At 63.6% G+C, this 16,842-nt stretch carries 14 protein-coding genes; 3 read left to right on the top strand and 11 right to left on the bottom strand.

The genetic code is table 11. The features are described from left to right. Positions 1 to 5: 5 nt before the first annotated feature. The 9 genes from ACQY7X_RS12445 to ACQY7X_RS12405 form a co-directional block, all read right to left on the bottom strand. The gene (locus ACQY7X_RS12445) at positions 6 to 1,127 is read right to left on the bottom strand and encodes a TRAP transporter substrate-binding protein (RefSeq protein ID WP_428245559.1); all 1,122 of its coding nucleotides are present in this window, start codon (positions 1,125 to 1,127) and stop codon (positions 6 to 8) included. A 226-nt stretch (positions 1,128 to 1,353) separates the two neighbouring features. After that, the gene (hpxZ, locus tag ACQY7X_RS12440; RefSeq protein ID WP_428245558.1) at positions 1,354 to 1,746 is read right to left on the bottom strand and encodes an oxalurate catabolism protein HpxZ; all 393 of its coding nucleotides are present in this window, start codon (positions 1,744 to 1,746) and stop codon (positions 1,354 to 1,356) included. After that, positions 1,743 to 3,131: an AtzE family amidohydrolase gene (locus tag ACQY7X_RS12435; RefSeq protein ID WP_428245557.1), complete on the bottom strand. Its 1,389-nt coding sequence runs from the start codon at positions 3,129 to 3,131 to the stop codon at positions 1,743 to 1,745. Before ACQY7X_RS12435 ends, hpxZ begins: the two co-directional genes overlap by 4 nt. Further along, the gene (locus ACQY7X_RS12430; protein WP_428245556.1) at positions 3,128 to 3,310 is read right to left on the bottom strand and encodes a DUF4089 domain-containing protein; all 183 of its coding nucleotides are present in this window, start codon (positions 3,308 to 3,310) and stop codon (positions 3,128 to 3,130) included. The genes ACQY7X_RS12435 and ACQY7X_RS12430 overlap by 4 nt, the downstream gene beginning before the upstream one ends. A gap of 5 nt (positions 3,311 to 3,315) precedes the next feature. Beyond that, positions 3,316 to 4,371 carry an ABC transporter ATP-binding protein gene (locus tag ACQY7X_RS12425; protein ID WP_428245555.1) on the bottom strand — a complete coding sequence of 352 codons (1,056 nt, stop codon included), beginning with the start codon at positions 4,369 to 4,371 and terminating at the stop codon, positions 3,316 to 3,318. Continuing rightward, a complete protein-coding gene (locus ACQY7X_RS12420) occupies positions 4,368 to 5,336 on the bottom strand; it encodes an ABC transporter ATP-binding protein (protein ID WP_428245554.1) in 969 nt (322 codons plus the stop codon). The genes ACQY7X_RS12425 and ACQY7X_RS12420 overlap by 4 nt, the downstream gene beginning before the upstream one ends. A 3-nt stretch (positions 5,337 to 5,339) precedes the next feature. Beyond that, positions 5,340 to 6,185 (bottom strand): ABC transporter permease, encoded by an 846-nt coding sequence (locus ACQY7X_RS12415; RefSeq protein ID WP_428245553.1) that lies wholly within the window; start codon positions 6,183 to 6,185, stop codon positions 5,340 to 5,342. After that, positions 6,182 to 7,195 carry an ABC transporter permease gene (locus ACQY7X_RS12410; protein ID WP_428245552.1) on the bottom strand — a complete coding sequence of 338 codons (1,014 nt, stop codon included), beginning with the start codon at positions 7,193 to 7,195 and terminating at the stop codon, positions 6,182 to 6,184. The genes ACQY7X_RS12415 and ACQY7X_RS12410 overlap by 4 nt, the downstream gene beginning before the upstream one ends. Positions 7,196 to 7,209: 14 nt before the next feature. Further along, positions 7,210 to 8,829, bottom strand: coding sequence for an ABC transporter substrate-binding protein (locus ACQY7X_RS12405; RefSeq protein WP_428245551.1), 1,620 nt, complete (start codon positions 8,827 to 8,829; stop codon positions 7,210 to 7,212). Positions 8,830 to 9,144: 315 nt separating this feature from the next. Here ACQY7X_RS12405 and atzF point away from each other — a divergent pair, with 315 nt between their 5' ends. Continuing rightward, positions 9,145 to 10,944, top strand: a complete 1,800-nt coding sequence (atzF, locus tag ACQY7X_RS12400) for an allophanate hydrolase (RefSeq protein ID WP_428245550.1) — start codon at positions 9,145 to 9,147, stop codon at positions 10,942 to 10,944. 7 nt (positions 10,945 to 10,951) lie between these two features. Here atzF and ACQY7X_RS12395 read toward each other — a convergent pair whose 3' ends face one another. Then, positions 10,952 to 11,695, bottom strand: coding sequence for a GntR family transcriptional regulator (locus ACQY7X_RS12395; protein WP_428245549.1), 744 nt, complete (start codon positions 11,693 to 11,695; stop codon positions 10,952 to 10,954). A 132-nt stretch (positions 11,696 to 11,827) separates the two neighbouring features. Between ACQY7X_RS12395 and ACQY7X_RS12390 the strand changes: the two genes are divergently transcribed. Beyond that, positions 11,828 to 12,496 carry an RluA family pseudouridine synthase gene (locus ACQY7X_RS12390; RefSeq protein WP_428245548.1) on the top strand — a complete coding sequence of 223 codons (669 nt, stop codon included), beginning with the start codon at positions 11,828 to 11,830 and terminating at the stop codon, positions 12,494 to 12,496. Between the two features lie 11 nt (positions 12,497 to 12,507). Here the strand turns inward: ACQY7X_RS12390 and ACQY7X_RS12385 are convergent, their stop codons facing one another. Next, a complete protein-coding gene (locus ACQY7X_RS12385; protein WP_428245547.1) occupies positions 12,508 to 13,260 on the bottom strand; it encodes an SDR family NAD(P)-dependent oxidoreductase in 753 nt (250 codons plus the stop codon). A gap of 229 nt (positions 13,261 to 13,489) precedes the next feature. On the opposite strand from ACQY7X_RS12385, the gene ACQY7X_RS12380 reads away from it, so the two are divergent. Continuing rightward, the gene (locus tag ACQY7X_RS12380; RefSeq protein ID WP_428245546.1) at positions 13,490 to 16,834 is read left to right on the top strand and encodes a DUF2126 domain-containing protein; all 3,345 of its coding nucleotides are present in this window, start codon (positions 13,490 to 13,492) and stop codon (positions 16,832 to 16,834) included. Positions 16,835 to 16,842 lie beyond the last annotated feature (8 nt).

The raw sequence follows: 16,842 nt of genomic DNA, 5'->3' as shown, positions 1-16,842 counted from the left end.
AATGCTTACGCCTTGCTCAACTGGCCGCGGATCTGACTCTGATAGACAAACTCCGAGACACCGGCCCATTTGTCGTGGTTGGCCTTGAAGGCCATAAACGAGTCATGCACCTTCTTGATTGATGCATCCTTGGCGGCGCCTTCATTCAGCACTGCCTCGGTCACTTCCTTCAACTTGGCAACGATCGATACCGGCAGCGGCTGCGCTGTCACGCCGTGATTCTTGATCAGGTCGTCTAGTGCTTCAGAGTTGGTCGCTTCGCACCAGGTATGGCTGATGGTGTTGCAGGCGGCGGCGGCGGCACGAACGATTTCCTGCAAGTCGGCGGGCAACGACTCAAACGCCTTCTTGTTGACGATCAACTCGGTGACGTTGGACGGCTCGTGCCAGCCGGTGGTGTAGTAGAACTTCGCCGCCTTCTGCAGGCCGAGGCGGCGATCCTGATACGGGCCGACGAATTCCGCGGCGTCGATCACGCCGCGCTCCAGGGCGGGGAAGATTTCGCCGCCGGGCAGCAGCTTCACATCCACGCCGATGGCGGCATAAACCTTGCCGGCCAGGCCCGGGATACGCATCTTCAGGCCCTTGTAATCTTCCACCGTATTCACCGGCTTGCGATACCAGCCGGTCATCTGCACCCCGGTATTGCCCATCGCCATCGGCACCAGATCAAACGGCGCGTAGAGTTCTTCCCACAGCTTCTGCCCGCCGCCATGGTAGATCCAGGCGGTCTGGCCCTGGAAATTCAGGCCGAACGGCACCACGGTGAAATACTGCGCGGCGGGAATCTTGCCGGCCCAGAAGTAGCTGTTGGCGGCATTCATCTCCACGATGCCTTTCGACACCGCATCGAAGCCTTCCAGCGCCGGGATCAGCTCACCTGCGGCGAAATGCTGGATGGTCAGGCGGCCGCCCGACATCTTCTTCACCATCTCGCAGAAATCGGTCGGGCTGCCCGGGCCGGCGACATAGAAGGGCGAACCTGGGCCATAGGCGTTGGTCATCTTCCACTGGAAGGTCCGCGATTGCGCGGCAACGACATTCGGCATGGCGAAACCGCCGACGGCGGCGCCAGCCAGACCGGCTTTGACGAGCGAACGGCGGTTGATTGAGGATTTACGGGTCATGGGAACGGCCTCTTCCTCTGGTTTTTGGCTGCATGAGCCTGGGCGGGATCGGTCTGGCACGCTGCATACAGCATGCAATCCGACCCAGTTGTGTTTGCAATCGCCATGCCAGACGTAAACAAAGGTCTTTTCGCCGTAAAAAAACTGAAAAGGCGCCCGGTCTGCACCGGGCGCCTTGGTCTCTGCCTGCTATCGCGGCAACCGCCTGCCCAAGCGGGCAGCAGTGTCAGATTTTCGGCGCGTCGAGCAGGCTCACATGCGCCGCGACGATGCGCCAGCCGTCCGGCGTGCGCATCCAGGTGTGGCTCTGGCGGCCGCTCTTGGTGCTGTTCACCCGCTGGAATTCGGTATTCGCCGTGGCGAAGTCGCGGCCATAGGTGGTGATCACCGTATTATAGATGCTGCGCTCCAGGCCAACCGACGGACGCGACGAACGGAAGGCGGCGATGGCTTCGTAGCCATTGAGATTCTCGGTGACGCCATAGCGCAGCGTATGCGGGCTGTTCCAGAACAGTTCATCCAGCACCGCCACATCGTTGCTGGTCAGCGCCGCCTCGTAGCGGGCGAACTGCGCCTGCACTTCCGCCAGCACCTCGGGGATATTGATTTCGAGACTCATTTTGCCACCTTCGACGAAGCGATACCGATCTTTTCCAGTTGCCGCGCCACGCGCAAAGCCAGGTCCTCGCGCCAGGGGGCGGCAATCACCTGCACACCGATCGGCAGCGGCCTGGCATCGGCATAGGGCGTCGCCACCACCGGCAGGCCGGCAAACGAGATCGGCTGGGTGAAAATCCCAAGGTTGGCGCGCACCGGCATCTCGACACCACCCAGTGACATCATCTTCTGGCCCAGCAGCGGCGCCGAGCAGGGCGTTGCCGGTGCCAGCAGCACATCCACATCCTTGAACATTTCCAGCAGCCTGGCGCGATACCAGCGGCGAAAACGCTGCGCCTGCACATACCAGTCACCAGGCAGCAACAGGCCGGCGAAAAAGCGGTCGCGGGTATCGGGGTCGAAATCCTGCGGCTGCTCGCGCAGGCGCTGGCGATGCAGGTTGGCACCTTCATGGGCGGTGATGACATAGGCCGCCGAACGGCCGCGCTTGGCTTCCGGCACGGTTACCCGGCGGGTGACGCCGAGCGCCTTGGCGAAAGCCTCCACCGCCGCATGGGTATAATCCTCGCCGCCGCTGGCGAAATACTCATCCGCCACCGCGATGCGCAGGCCATCGATGCCCTTTTCCAGTTCCGGCAGCGCCAACTCGATGCCGCGCTGGGCGCAGGCCGGATCATCGGCATCGGGGCCTTGCATGGCATCGTAGCTCAGCGCCAGATCGGCGGTGCTGCGTGCCAGCGGCCCGAGATGATCCAGGCTGGATACGAACATGAAACTGCCATGGCGCGACAGGCGGCCGAAAGTCGGCTTCAATCCGAACAGGCCGCAGAGCGAGGACGGCACCCGGATCGAACCATTGGTATCCGAGCCGAGGCTGAGCGGCACCATGCCGGCAGCCACCGCCGTACCTGAACCGCCCGACGAGCCGCCCGACATGCGGCCCGGATCATGCGGATTGCGCGACGGCCCGTAATGGCTGTTCTCGCCGGTGAAGTCATAGGCGTATTCGCCCATGTTGAGGCCACCGACCAGCACCGCGCCGGCAGCTTCCAGGCGGCGCACCAGGGCGCCATCCTGCCTGGCCGGCGCATGGCCGCGATTGATCTTCGAACCAGCCAGCGTCGGCAGGCCGGCAATATCGAACAGGTTCTTGACGCCGAATGGCACACCGGCCAGCGGGCCCGGGCTTTCGCCGCGCGCCTTCGCCGCATCCACCGCCTTGGCCTTGGCACGGGCGCGGTCGGCCGTGATGTCGATGAAGCCGTTCAGCGCCGGATTGGTGGCGGCAATGCGGGCGAGCGATACTTCCACCGCTTCCGCCGCACTGACCTTGCCGGCGGTGACGGCAGCAGCGATCTCGGTGCTGGTGCTGGTATAGTCGATCATGGCGTGTAGGTCGCCGCCGGCTCGACATCATCGGGCAGCGGGAAATCGAGGAAAACCTTGGCAATGGCCGCCGAACGCTTGAGATTGTCGATCACGCCCGGGCGATAGGCCGGGTCAAGCTCAAGGCCGGTGAGGGCCAGGGCCTGGTCGAGATAGGCTTCCGCGTTGAATTCAGCCATTGTCTTTACGCTACCTCACGCATGAAATCGGGATCCGGCGTGGCCTTGTGGCAGGCGGCCTGATGGCCTGCTGCCATGGCACGCAATTCTGGCATGGTGGTTTCGCAGGCGCTATCGCCTTTCGGGCAGCGGCCATAAAAGCGACAGACATTCGGCGACGGATCAATCGGGCTGCGCGGCTCGCCGCCCAGCCGCACCCGCTGCGTTTCCACGCCCGGCTCGAAATGCGGAATCGCCGAGAGCAGGGCCTTGGTATAGGGATGGCGCGGATTGCGGAACACCGACTCAGCCGGCCCGATCTCCACGATCTTGCCGAGATACATCACCATGACGCGATCGCAGAGCAGCCGCACCACGTTGAGGTCATGGCTGACGAACAGGTAGCTCATGCCGAGCTTCTGCTTCAGGGTTTCCAGCAATTGCAGGATCACCACCTGCACCGACACATCGAGTGCCGCCGTCGGTTCGTCCAGAATCAGCAATTCCGGGTCAACCGCGATGGCCCGCGCGATACCGACGCGCGCCTTCTGGCCGCCGGAAAGCTGGTGCGGAAAACGGCTGAGCAAAGCCTGCGGCAGACCGCAGAGCTCGGCCAGTTCCTCGACGCGCGCCTTCAGCTTGTCTTTCGACAACGGCATGAGGCGCTGTGGCTTCAGGCGATAAATCGGATCGGCAATGGCATCGAAGGCGGTGTAGCGCGGATTGAGGCTGTCGGTGGCATCCTGGAACACCATCTGCACGCGCGGGCGATATGGGCTGGAGCCGAAGCCCTTGGCCGGCATATGGCCGATTTCCTCGCCATTCAGCCGGATGCTGCCATCGCTGGGATCAAGCAGGCGGGTGATCAGCCGCACCAGGGTGGACTTGCCGCAACCGGACTCGCCCACCAGCCCCATGGTTTCGCCGCGCGCGACCTGGAAGCTGACATTATCCACCGCATGCAGTTTCGCCACCGGCTTGTCGGCGCCGCGCGCCCGGGCGAACAGGCCGGGTTTCTGCCCGACCGTGAACAGCTTGTAGAGCGAGGCGATATCGAGCAGCGGGGCGGGTGCGTCGGTCATAGCGGATTCCAGCAGGCGACGAGGCCGCCATCGGCGCGTTGCTGCCTGGGCAGCGAACGCTCGCAATTGGCCAGCTTGCGTTCACAGCGCAGGCTGTAGCGGCAGGGCGGAATATTTTCGGCGCGCAGATCAGGCAGCGAACCGGGAATCGAGGCCAAGCTGGCAAGCGAGGCCGTGGGCCGCGGCGTGGCGGCGATCAGCTTCGCGGTGTAGGGATGGCGCGGATTGCGGAACAATTCCACCGTCGGCGCGCTTTCCACCACATGGCCGGCATGCATCACCACGATACGGTCGCAATATTCCGCCGCCATGCCGAGATCATGGGTGATCAGCACCGTCGCCATGCCCTGGGCCTGGCCGAGTTCCTGCACCAGATCCATGATCACGGCTTGCGTCGTCACATCCAGGCCGGTGGTCGGCTCGTCGGCAATCAACAGCTTCGGCTGACAGGCCAAGGCGATGGCGATCATGATGCGCTGGCACATGCCGCCGGAAAGCTCAAAGGGATAAGCCTTGGCGCGGCGCTCCGGGTCCGGGATGCGCACCTTCTGCAGCATCTCGATGGCGCGCTTCGGCGCTTCGGCGCGGGTGATGCCGCCATGTTCGATCAGCACATCGGCGATCTGCTGCCCCACCCGGCGGATCGGGTTCAGCGCCACGCGCGGATTCTGGAAGATCATCGACATTTCGCGGCCACGCAGTTCGCGCAGCGCGCCTTCGCTGGCCTGCAGCAGATCGAGGCCGCCAAACACGGCGCTGCCGGTGGTGACCTTGCCGGCAGGATCGAGGATGCCCATCACGGTATAGGCGGTGACCGACTTGCCCGAACCGGACTCGCCGACAATCGCCACCATCTCGCCCTTGTGGATATCGAAATCGACGCGGTCCAGCGCCTTCACGATGCCGGAGCGGGTGCGAAAATCGACACTGAGGTCGGTAACAGAGAGCAGAGGAACGGCGGTCATCGCTTAAGTCCTCCGGCGGGGATCGACGATATCGCGCAGGCCATAGCCCAGCAGATTGAAACAGAACACCGCCAGCATCAGGGCAAGGCCGGGGAACAGGGCCACCCACCATTCGCCGGAGATGATGAACTGCGCACCTTCGGCCACCAGGATGCCCCATTCCGGCGTCGGCGGTGCGATACCAAGGCCGATGAAGCTAAGGCCCGCCGCATTGAGGATGGCATAGCCCATGGTGAGCGAGCATTGCACCATCAGGATCGGCAGGATGTTGGGCAGGATATGCATGAACAGGATCCGCCCTTCGGAATTGCCCGAAAGCCGCGCCGCCTCGATGAAGCCGGCATTGCGCCGCACATTGGCCTCGGCGCGGGCGACACGGGCATAGAGCGGCATGTTGATGATCGCGGTGGCGATCACGATATTGCCCACCGTGTTGCCCAGCGCCGCGACAATGCCCATGGCCAGCACGAAGAGCGGGAAAGCCATGATCGTGTCGCCGATGCGGCCGACAATGCGATCCGGCCAACCGCCGAAATAGCCGGCCGCGATGCCGGCGATGGCACCGATACCGAAAGTGAGTATCACGGCGGCGAAAGCGATGGTCAGGTCGAGCCGGGTCGCCACCAGCACGCGGCTGAAAATATCGCGCCCCAAGGCATCGGTGCCGAACCAGAATTGCGCCGAAGGCGGCTTCAGCGCCCGGCTGGCGTCTGTCGCCAGCGGATCATACGGCGCCAGCAGCGGGCCGAAAATCGCCGCAAACAGCAACAAGAAAAACAGGCTGAAAGCAAACAGCGTGACCGGATTCTCGGTGATCACATAGCGGATATGCTTCAGCGTGGCATTCATGATTCAAAGCCCACGCGCGGATCGATCACGATATAGAGCACGTCGATCAGCAGATTGAGCCCGACATAGAGCATCGCCATGGTGAGCACAAAGCCCTGGATCGGCGCATAGTCGGAAGCGATCAATGCCTCGATGGCGAAAGTGCCGATACCCGGCCAGGAGAACACCTTCTCCACCAGCACATTGGCGCCGAGCAGGAAGGAGAACACCATGCCCAGCGTGGTCACCACTGGCAGCATGGCATTGCGGAAGGCATAGCCGTAAATCACCTTGGACTTGGCCAGACCGCTGGCCCGCGCGGTGCGGATGAAATCGCTGCCCAGCACTTCCAGCATCGAGGCACGCGTCATGCGGGCCAATGGCGCCAGGGTGAAGAAAGCCAGGGTGAAGGCCGGCAATGCCAGTTGCTTCAGTGCCGAGATGAAGGTTTCCATATCACGCACCAGCAGGCTGTCGATGAGAAACAGCCCGGTGACATGCGGTGGTGAGGAGGAATAGACATCGAGCCGGCCCAAAGGCGCCGGCGCCCAGCCCAGCTTATAATAGAGCACATAGATCAGCAGCAGGCCGCTGAAGAAGGCCGGCAGGCTGACGCCGGCGGTGGTCACGATGCGGCAGCCATGGTCGATCCAGGAGCCTGGCCGTGTTGCCGCCGCGATGCCCAAAGGCACCGCGATGCCAACAGAGACAATCAGGCCAAGCAGAGTGAGTTCAAGCGAGGCCGGCAGACGGGTGGCAATTTCCTCCAGCACCGGACGGCCGGTGGCAATGGAATTGCCGAGATCGCCGCGCGCCAGGTCCTTCACATAGACCAGGAACTGCTCGGGCAGGCTTTTATCCAGCCCGAGCACCTTGCGAATCTGCTCGATGGCTTCCTGGCTGGCGGCAGGTCCGGCGAAATACACCGCCGGGTCGCCAGGCAAGGCGCGGGTCAGCAAGAAGGTGACGATCAGCACCCCGATGATGCTGGGAATGGCACTCACCAACCTCTTGCCGATCAGCCGCAGCATGACTCAAGCCGTCCTTAGAGCTTTTCGAGCTGGCGGAAATCGAGCTGACGATGGAACCAGTAGGTGTAGCCCTTGATGTTCTTCTGCATGCCCACATCCAGGATCTGCTGATACATCGGCACGCGCGGCACTTCATCGATGGCCATCTTGACGAAGCCCTTCACCTGGGCTGCGTACTTGGCCGGGTCTTCCTCATAGCGCGAGGCATCGATCAGCGCGTCCATCTCCTTGTTCTGGTAGGACATGGTGTTGAACACCGCGTTCTGGCCGTGATAGCCCCAGAAGAAGAAGTAGTCCGGGAAGTTCAGCCAGCCGCCGAAGCTGGCGATATGCAGCGGGCGGTTCTTCTGCAGCATGGCATTGCGGAAATTGGCACCCGGAATCTTCTCGATGGTGGTCTTGATGCCGATCTGCGCCAGAGACTGCTGCAGCAGCACGGCTTCCGGCTCCGATGCCGTGGCATCACCAAGATCAATGGAGATGGTGGTCTCAAACCCATCGGGATAGCCGGCCTCGGTGAGCAATTGCTTGGCCTTCACCAGATCGGTCTTGTAGGGGAAGGGCTGCGGCCAGACCGCATCCTTCGGCGCATCGGCCGGACCGCCCGACATCGGGATGCCGCGACCGTAGATGGCGGTCTTGTAGATCTGCTCGAACGGCGTGGCGTAGGCGATGGCCTGGCGCACCTTCGGATTATCGAAGGGCTTCATGGTGGAGACCATGCCGACATACTTCAGCGAATTCTCCACCGGCACGCCGACAACCTTGTACTTGCCGGCATCGCCGAGCGCGAGCAGCTCGGCTGAATCCTTCTGCGGCATATCCACCGAGATATCGGCATCGCCGCGTTCCATCAGGGCGCGGCGGTTGCCGGCCTGCGGCACTTCACGCAGGATCACGCGCTGGATTTTCGGCAGCGGGCCGTTCTTCCAGTCATCGTTACGCACCAGCACGGTTTCCTGGCCAGGCACCCACTTTTCCAGCTTGTAGGCACCGCCGCCGGCGCCATTGGTCTTCATCCAGTCCATCGCCCACGGATCCTTCTCCGTGGCATTCTTCTTGGCCAGCTTGGAATTGTAGATGGCGGGCACCACCACGGCCATGTCGGGCAGCGCCAGCTTGTCGCGCTTCGGCAGATCGACGCGGAAGGTGTAATCATCCACCACCACGAACTGCTCCGGCTTGGTCAGCGAGCCGGCCGCCATCTGGAAGGTGGGGAAGCCGCCGACGCTGACGGCGCGGTCGTAGGACCATTTCACGTCATGCGCGGTCACCGGCTCGCCATCGTGGAACTTGGCGTTGCGGCGAATCTTGAAGGTGAAGCTCTTGCCATCCGGCGAGGCCGTGTAGCTCTCCGCCAGTTCCGGCACTATCTTGCTGTAGTCGTACATCTGTGTGCCATCCGGCAGCGTCTTGATGCCGAAGCTGACCAGGCGGTCGTACATGTTCCAGGCCGCCACATAGGAGCGGAAGCTGGTGCCGACACCGTGGATGTCCATGCTGTTCGGGCCATTCTCGACCAGCACCAGCAAGGTGTCCTTGCGGCCCTGGGCCTGTGCCGGCGTGGCGGCAGTCATCAGCAATCCGGCGGCGGTAAGCATTGTAGTGGCTACGAGAAAGGCACGGCGGCGCATGGCAGTCTCCAGTTCGGGTCCGATGGCTATTGCAGTGCAACGGGCGTGCCATGGTGATGGCGCCTTTATGCGAATTGTATGCACGTTGCTGAAATGGCTGGGAGAATCAGCACGTGCCACCACCAGACAGCGAAGAAACCAATCAACTGCGCAGAAACTGCATTGCCTATTTTTCATCCAAACATCGCAGGCAACATGGCTAAGCCGATGGCAGTCACCTCAAGAAAAAGCGCATAATTTCAAGGCAATCGCGCAGTTACAGGCCGGTATGACAGTTGCATACAAAGACCCGACACTTCTTGCCGGAGCTATTCCATGACTCTGCCCAGCCTTAGCATTGCCACCCTGCAGGCAGCCTATGCAGCAGGCGAAACCAGCCCCTCGATGCTGGTCGCCGCCATTGCCGAAGCGATAGCTGCCCGGGGCGAGGACGCGGTCTGGCTCAGCCTCACCCCGCGGGATGCCCTGCTCAAGCGCGCCGCAGAGCTGGAGGCCGCCGGCCCGGCGGGCAAGCCGCTTTACGGCATCCCCTTCGCGGTGAAGGACAATATCGATGTCGCCGGCCTGCCGACCACGGCGGCCTGCCCTACCTTCGCCTATACGCCGGCGAAATCCGCCACGGCGGTCGAGAAGCTGGAAGCCGCCGGCGCCATCGTCATTGGCAAGACCAACCTGGACCAGTTCGCCACCGGCCTGGTCGGCGTGCGCTCGCCCTATGGCGTGGCGGTGAACCCCTTCAATAAAGATTATGTGCCGGGCGGCTCCTCTTCGGGCTCGGCCGTGGCGGTGAGCGCCGGCCTGGTCAGCTTCTCGCTTGGCACCGATACCGCCGGCTCCGGCCGTGTGCCGGCCGGCTTCAACAATATCGTCGGCCTCAAGCCCTCGATTGGCCTGATCAGTTCCAGCGGCATGCTGCCGGCCTGCCGTTCGCTGGATTGCATTTCGGTTTTCGCCCTCACCGTGGCCGATGCCATGACCGTGCTAGAAGCCGCGCGTGGCCTGGATGGCAAAGATGCCTATTCGCGCAGCGCCCCGGCCGGCTTCCGCGCCACGGTGCCGCCCTGCCCGGCCAAATTCCGTTTCGCCGTGCCGGACCAGCCGCAATTCTTCGGCGATGCGGAAGCCGAGAAGCTGTTCCTTGCCGCCATCGCCCGCTTCGAAGCCATGGGCGGCGAGAAACAGGTGGTGGCATACGCACCCTTCGCCGAAGCCCAGGCGATGCTCTATTCACCGCCCGGCGCCGCCGAGCGCGTGACGGCGCTGCATGATTTCTTCCGCGACCATCCTGATGACTTCCATCCGGTGACGCGCGCGATCCTGGACAGCGGCAAGACCGCCAGCGCGGTCGATCTCTACCGCATGCAGCAAAGGCTGCGGGCATTGAAGCAGCAGACCGATCCGCTCTGGAACGAGGTGGATTTCATGCTGGTACCGACCAGCGGCACGATCTACCGCGTGGCGGAAATCCTCGCCGAGCCGCTGAAACTCAATGCCAACCTCGGCTATTACACCAACTTCGTGAATTACTTCGACTTGAGTGCCCTGGCGGTGCCGAACGCGATGCGGGCCGATGGCCTGCCAAGCGGCGTGACCCTGATCGCACCGGCTTTCTTCGAGGCCAGGCTCGCCAGCTTCGGCGCCGCCTTCCACGGCACCGCCAAACTGCCGCTCGGCGCCACCGGGCATGCCTTGCCCGAAGCCGCGCCTGCCGCAGCGCCGCCCTCGCCCAGCATCCGCCTTGCGGTGTTTGGCGCCCATATGCAGGGCCAGCCGCTGAACCATGAAATCCTCGGCCTCGGTGGCCGCTATGTCGCCGAAATCAGGACCGCGCCGATCTACAAGCTCTACCGCATCGATGCCGGCGGCCCGCCGCGCCCCGGCGTGCTGCGTGTAGCGGCAGATGGCGTGGCGCTGGCCGGGGAAATCTGGGACCTGCCGACGGCAGGCTTTGGCGCCTTCGTTGCCGGTATCCCGGCGCCGCTCGGCATCGGTACGGTGACGCTGGCCGATGGCTCAACCGTGAAGGGCTTCCTCTGCGAGGCAGCGGCAACGGTGGGTTCGGAAGACATCTCCCGCTTCGCCGACTGGCGCGCCTACCGCGCCAGCCTGACATAAGTAATTCTTAAGCGTCGCTGTCTTCCATCTGCTGCTGGCGGCGGCCCTCGATCAGGGTCGCCGACGCCACGCTGACCTTGCCGACATGCTCGCGCATGCTGGCTTCTGCCGCCTGGGCATCGCCGCGCAGCACGGCTTCGACGATACGGTCATGCTCGGCGAAGGAATTGCCCAAACGGCCCAGCACGCGGAACTGGCTGCGGCGGAAAGGCTGCACACGGCGGCGCACCGAAAGCGTGGTCTCTTCCAGGAAACGGTTATGGGCGCCGCGATAGAGCGCTGAATGGAACGCCAGGTTGGCAGCGTCGTAATCCTCCATGCGGCCTTCGCGCACATGCTCCAGCGAGCGGCGATGCATCGCCTCGAAATCGCGCCGCTCGGCGGCATCCATCCGCAAAGCGGCGAGCCGGGCACAGAGTGCTTCCAGTTCCGACATCACCTCGAACATCTCGCCGATGCGCTGCTGCTCCGGGAAAGCAACGATGACGCCGCGATGCGGCCGGTATTCGGCAAGACCGACAGCGGCAAGCTGGCGCAGCGCCTCGCGCACCGGCGTGCGCGACATGCCATAGCGGTCGGCAAGGTCATGCTCGTCCAGCCGGCTGCCCGGCGGCAATTCGCCAGCCATGATCGCATCGGCGAGGCGACGCCGCAGATCGTCGGCCAGAGTCGGGCGGCCACTGGATCGGCGCGGCGCGTCATCGATCGAGAGGTCGAGCAGGATCTTGCGGGTCTCGGTGGTCACGGTCATGCACTTCTGTCCACGGACGATCAGCAGCCGTCCAATAACAACAACCGGAATTCCCTAGCGAATACCGTGCCAACTTCTTGTGCACGACCACAAGAGTCGTCGGATTGACATTATCGTGCTACCACAGCGGCTATGTCCGGCCTCGATCCCACCGCCCTGGTGCTGCACCAGGATTCCTGCCTGCTGGTGCTGAACAAGCCAGCCGGCCTTGCCGTGCATGCCGGGCCGAAAACCCCGGAAAGCCTGGAAATGCATCTGGAGGCCCTGCGTTTCGGCAACCGCTTCCTGCCGCAGCCGGCGCATCGGCTGGACCGCGACACCAGCGGCTGCCTGCTGCTGGGCCGGCATGAAAAGGCGATGCGGCGGCTGGGCCAGCTATTCGCCGATCATCGCGTGGTGAAAACCTATTGGGCAATCGTGCAGGGCAAACCGCCGGAACCACGCGGCCGTATCGATCTGGGGCTGCTGAAGATCAACTCGCGGCAGGGCTGGCATATGGAACCCAATGCCGCCGGCCAGCCGGCGCGCACCGATTACGAACTGCTTGGCAGCAATGGAACGATAAGCTGGCTCGCCTTCCGCCCGCATACCGGCCGCACGCATCAGATTCGCGTGCATGCCGCATCGCTCGGCTGCCCGCTGCTCGGTGATGCGCAATATGGCGTGAATGGCGCACTGCCGATGCAATTACATGCGCGCAAACTGAGCATTCCGTATCATGCCGAGAAGGCAGCGGTGCAGGTGGAAGCACCGCCGCCGGATCACATGCTGGAAAATCTACGCGCGCTCGGCTTTAACTAGAATATCCGGGCCTAGAGCATCTGCCCGCCATCGACAACGATGGTCTGGCCGGTGACCCAGCTCGCCAGATCGGAAGCCAGAAACAGCACGGTATTCGCCACTTCCTCGGGCTTGCCCATGCGGCCGAAGGGAATACTGCCGAGCGTGCTGTCATAGAGCGGGCGGTTATGCTGGCGCGCCTGATCCCAGACACCACCGACGAATTCGATCGAGCCGGGCGCGACACAATTGACGCGGATATTCTTCGCCGCCAGGGCCGCAGCCTGGGTCTGGGTATACTGGATCAGCGCCGCCTTCACCGCGCCATAAGGCGGCGTGCGCGTGCTGGGACCAAGGCCGGAAATCGACGAGATATGCACGATGCTGCCGCCGCCTGCGCTTTGCAGATGCGGCAACGCGGCACGGCAGGCGCGCACGGTGGCCAGCAGATCGACATTGATCGAGGCAGCCCAGCCATCCTCGTCATCGCTGCGGCCGAAACCGGAGGCATTGTTGATCAGGATATCGATGCCGCCGAGTGCCTTGGCGGCATCCTCGACATAACCCAGCACGGCAGCGCCATCGGCAAGATCGCAGGGCGCGCCATGGGCTTTCGGCCCCAGTTCAGCCACTGCCTGGGCGACGCCATCGGCGCCCCGGGCGCAGATCGACACTGCTGCGCCACCCGCCGCGAAGCCCAGCGCGATGGAGCGGCCGATACCCCGGCTGCCACCCGCCACCACCACCCGCTTGCCCTTGAATGCCCCTTCGAATCCCACCGCCATGCCGCTCTCCTTCATGCGATTCTGCCCACAGGATAGCTCTTTCTGAAACCCCTGGCAGCTACCGCCCGGTTTATGCCTATTTTATGATCAATCAGCCGCCTCATTGGGCGTTACTACCCCTGCTCAAACACAAGTAGCACGCGGATTCCGCTTGCACTTCGCCCGGCATACCGATTGCATTCTTTTACTGGTTTCTTTGTGCCGGTTTATTGGCGGAAGGCGGAGACTTATGAGCATCCAGGTTGCGCTGCACCATCGCACCACGTATCGCTACGACCGCCTGATCAATGTAGGCCCCCAGACGATCCGGCTGCGGCCCGCGCCGCATAGCCGCACGCCGATCCTGAGCTATTCGCTGAAAATCTCGCCGGCGGATCATTTCATCAACTGGCAGCAGGACCCCCAGGGCAACTACCTTGCCCGCCTGGTCTTCCCCGAACGTACCGACCATTTCGACGTCACCATCGACCTTGTCGCCGATATGGCGGTGATCAACCCGTTCGACTTCTTCCTGGAGCCGGAAGCGGAGAATTTTCCCTTCACCTACGATCCCGCCCTGCATGAGGACCTGGCACCGTTCCGCCGCCTCTCGACACCGGGGCCGCTCTTGAAGAAGTGGCTGGCCAGCGTCGACCGCACGCCGAAGCGCACGGTGGATTTCCTGGTCGGCCTCAACCAGCGCCTGGCCGATGAGATCAAGTATCTCATCCGCCTGGAGCCCGGCGTGCAGACGGCGGAAGAAACGCTCGGCAATGCCAGCGGCTCCTGCCGCGACACCTCCTGGCTGCTGGTGCAGGCGCTGCGCCATCTCGGCCTCGCGGCGCGTTTCGTCTCGGGCTACCTGATCCAGCTCGTCGCCGATGTGAAACCGATCGAGGGGCCCGAAGGCCCGGTGCAGGATTTCACCGATCTGCATGCCTGGTGCGAAGTCTACCTGCCGGGCGCCGGCTGGATCGGCCTGGATCCGACTTCCGGCCTGATGGCCGGTGAAGGCCATATCCCACTGGCCGCGACGCCCGAGCCGCAATCGGCGGCGCCGATCTCCGGCATGCTGGATGAATGCGAAGTGACCTTCGGCCACGAGATGAGTGTGCGCCGCTTCCACGAAACGCCGCGCGTCACCAAGCCGATCAGCGACGAGGCCTGGGACAAGCTGCTGAACCTTGGCGACAAGGTGGATGCCGCGATCAACCGTGCCGACCTGCGCCTGACCATGGGCGGCGAACCAACCTTCGTTTCCATCGACGACATGGAAGGCGCGGAATGGAATACTGCCGCGCTGGGCCCGAACAAGCGCATGCTGGCCGGCAAGCTGATGCGCCGCCTGGCCGACCGCTTCTCCAGCGGTGAGCTGCTGCATTACGGCCAGGGCAAATGGTATCCCGGCGAACAATTGCCGCGCTGGGCGCTCTCCTGCCACTGGCGCCGCGATGGCGAACCGATATGGAAGGACCGCGCCCTGCTGGCCGCCGATGAGGATGCCGGCGACGGCGCCGATGTGGCCGTGGCCGATCTGTTTGCCGCCGCCTTGGCTGAACGCCTGCAGGTCGATCCCGGCCACCGCATCCCCGGCTTCGAGGATGCCTGGTATTATCTCTGGCGCGAGCGTCGGCTGCCGACCAATGTCGATCCGTTCAAATCCAAGCTGGCCGATCCGCAGGAACGCGCGCGGCTGGCACGCATCTTCGAGCAGGGGCTGGACAAGGTAGTGGGGTATGCCCTGCCGGTCCTGGCCGAAACCGGCATCGACGGTGGCCGCACGCGCTGGCGCTCTGGTCCATGGTTCTTCCGGCCGCAGACCATGTTCCTGCTGCCGGGCGACAGTCCGATGGGCTACCGCCTGCCGCTGGACAGCCTGCCCTGGTCGGCACCGGGCGACATGCAATACCAGTTCGACCGCGACACCATGGAGGAGAAGCCGCCACTGCCGCCGCATGAGGTTTTCCGCGAGGCGCACAAGATCGTTGCCGAGCGCATGCAGGCCTGGAGCAAGGGCGGGCTTTATCAGGCTGCCGGCGCACCACGCGCGCAGGAGCCGCTGCCGGCACATCAGCAATCGGCTTCAGGCGTTGTACGCACCGCACTCTGCATCGAGCCGCGCGGCGGCTTGCTGCATATCTTCATGCCGCCGCTGGAGAATGCCGAATACTATCTCGATCTCGTCGCCGCCATCGAGGACACGGCAGCCACCTTGCGGCACAAGGTGGTGATCGAAGGCTATCTGCCGCCGCGCGATCCACGCTTGATCCATTTCAGTGTCACACCGGATCCGGGCGTGATCGAGGTGAATATCCATCCTTCCGATTCCTGGCGCCAGCTCGCCGAGCGCACGGAGATTCTCTACGAGGAGGCGCGCCAGACCCGGCTCGGCACCGAGAAATTCATGCTCGATGGCCGCCATGTCGGCACTGGCGGCGGCAACCATGTGGTGATGGGTGCGGCCCATGCTGCCGACAGCCCGTTCCTGCGTCGCCCCGATCTGCTGCGCAGCCTGCTCGGCTATTGGCAGAACCATCCCTCGCTGTCTTATCTGTTCTCCGGCCTGTTCATCGGCCCGACCAGCCAGCATCCGCGCGTTGACGAGGCGCGCGATGATGCCCTGGTCAATCTGGAAGTCGCCTTCGAGCAGGTGGCGAAGTTCGGCGACAATCCGCCGCCCTGGCTGGTGGACCGCATTTTCCGCAACGTGCTGGTGGACCTCACCGGCAACACGCACCGCACCGAATTCTGCATCGACAAGCTCTATTCGCCCGATGGCCCGACCGGCCGTCTGGGCCTGGTGGAGTTGCGCGCCTTCGAGATGCCGCCGCATGCACGCATGAGCCTGGCACAGCAAGCCCTGCTGCGTGCATTGGTCGCCAGCTTCGCCGAGCGCCCCTATACGCGCAAGCCGGTGCGCTGGGGCACCAGGCTGCATGATGAATTCCTCATGCCGCATTTCTGCATGCAGGATTTCAACGATGTGCTGGAAGACCTGTCAGAGCGCGGCTATGGCTTCGATCCCGACTGGTTCGCCGCCCATGCCGAATTCCGCTTCCCGCATGTTGGTTCCATAGCGGCACGCGGCATCGAACTGGAATTGCGCCATGCACTCGAACCCTGGCATGTGCTGGGCGAGGAAGCCACCACGGGCGGCACGGCACGCTATGTCGATTCATCCATCGAGCGTTTGCAGGTGAAACTGAAGGGCCTCACCGATGGCCGCCATGTGGTGGCCTGTAATGGCCGCGCCATACCGCTGCGCGCCACCGGCGTGCCGGGTGAATATGTCGCCGGTGTACGCTTCAAAGCCTGGGGACCGCCGAGTGCGTTGCATCCGACCGTGCCGGTGCACACGCCGGTAGTGTTTGACCTGTTCGATGGCTGGAATGGCCGTTCCATCGGCGGCTGCACCTACCATGTCGCGCATCCGGGTGGCCGCAACTACGACACCTTCCCGGTGAACGCGAACGAGGCCGAAGCACGGCGCCGTGCGCGCTTCTTCGCCATTGGTCACACGCCCGGCCCGATGCCGCTGCCTGCCGCCCAGGCGCCGGGCCAGCAACCGCTTACACTGGACTTGCGCAGCAGTTAAAATAACCG

Origin of the sequence: Ferrovibrio sp., assembly GCF_965278975.1 — a bacterium.
Classification (GTDB): Bacteria; Pseudomonadota; Alphaproteobacteria; order Ferrovibrionales; family Ferrovibrionaceae; genus Ferrovibrio.
This window is presented reverse-complemented; position numbering and strand designations above follow the sequence as displayed.

Coding starts and splice junctions, on each gene's coding strand:
- ACQY7X_RS12445 (WP_428245559.1), bottom strand. CDS start 1,127: ATGACCCGTAAATCCTCAATCAACCGCCGTTCGCTCGTCAAAGCCGGT.
- hpxZ (WP_428245558.1), bottom strand. CDS start 1,746: ATGAGTCTCGAAATCAATATCCCCGAGGTGCTGGCGGAAGTGCAGGCG.
- ACQY7X_RS12435 (WP_428245557.1), bottom strand. CDS start 3,131: ATGATCGACTATACCAGCACCAGCACCGAGATCGCTGCTGCCGTCACC.
- ACQY7X_RS12430 (WP_428245556.1), bottom strand. CDS start 3,310: ATGGCTGAATTCAACGCGGAAGCCTATCTCGACCAGGCCCTGGCCCTC.
- ACQY7X_RS12425 (WP_428245555.1), bottom strand. CDS start 4,371: ATGACCGACGCACCCGCCCCGCTGCTCGATATCGCCTCGCTCTACAAG.
- ACQY7X_RS12420 (WP_428245554.1), bottom strand. CDS start 5,336: ATGACCGCCGTTCCTCTGCTCTCTGTTACCGACCTCAGTGTCGATTTT.
- ACQY7X_RS12415 (WP_428245553.1), bottom strand. CDS start 6,185: ATGAATGCCACGCTGAAGCATATCCGCTATGTGATCACCGAGAATCCG.
- ACQY7X_RS12410 (WP_428245552.1), bottom strand. CDS start 7,195: ATGCTGCGGCTGATCGGCAAGAGGTTGGTGAGTGCCATTCCCAGCATC.
- ACQY7X_RS12405 (WP_428245551.1), bottom strand. CDS start 8,829: ATGCGCCGCCGTGCCTTTCTCGTAGCCACTACAATGCTTACCGCCGCC.
- atzF (WP_428245550.1), top strand. CDS start 9,145: ATGACTCTGCCCAGCCTTAGCATTGCCACCCTGCAGGCAGCCTATGCA.
- ACQY7X_RS12395 (WP_428245549.1), bottom strand. CDS start 11,695: ATGACCGTGACCACCGAGACCCGCAAGATCCTGCTCGACCTCTCGATC.
- ACQY7X_RS12390 (WP_428245548.1), top strand. CDS start 11,828: ATGTCCGGCCTCGATCCCACCGCCCTGGTGCTGCACCAGGATTCCTGC.
- ACQY7X_RS12385 (WP_428245547.1), bottom strand. CDS start 13,260: ATGGCGGTGGGATTCGAAGGGGCATTCAAGGGCAAGCGGGTGGTGGTG.
- ACQY7X_RS12380 (WP_428245546.1), top strand. CDS start 13,490: ATGAGCATCCAGGTTGCGCTGCACCATCGCACCACGTATCGCTACGAC.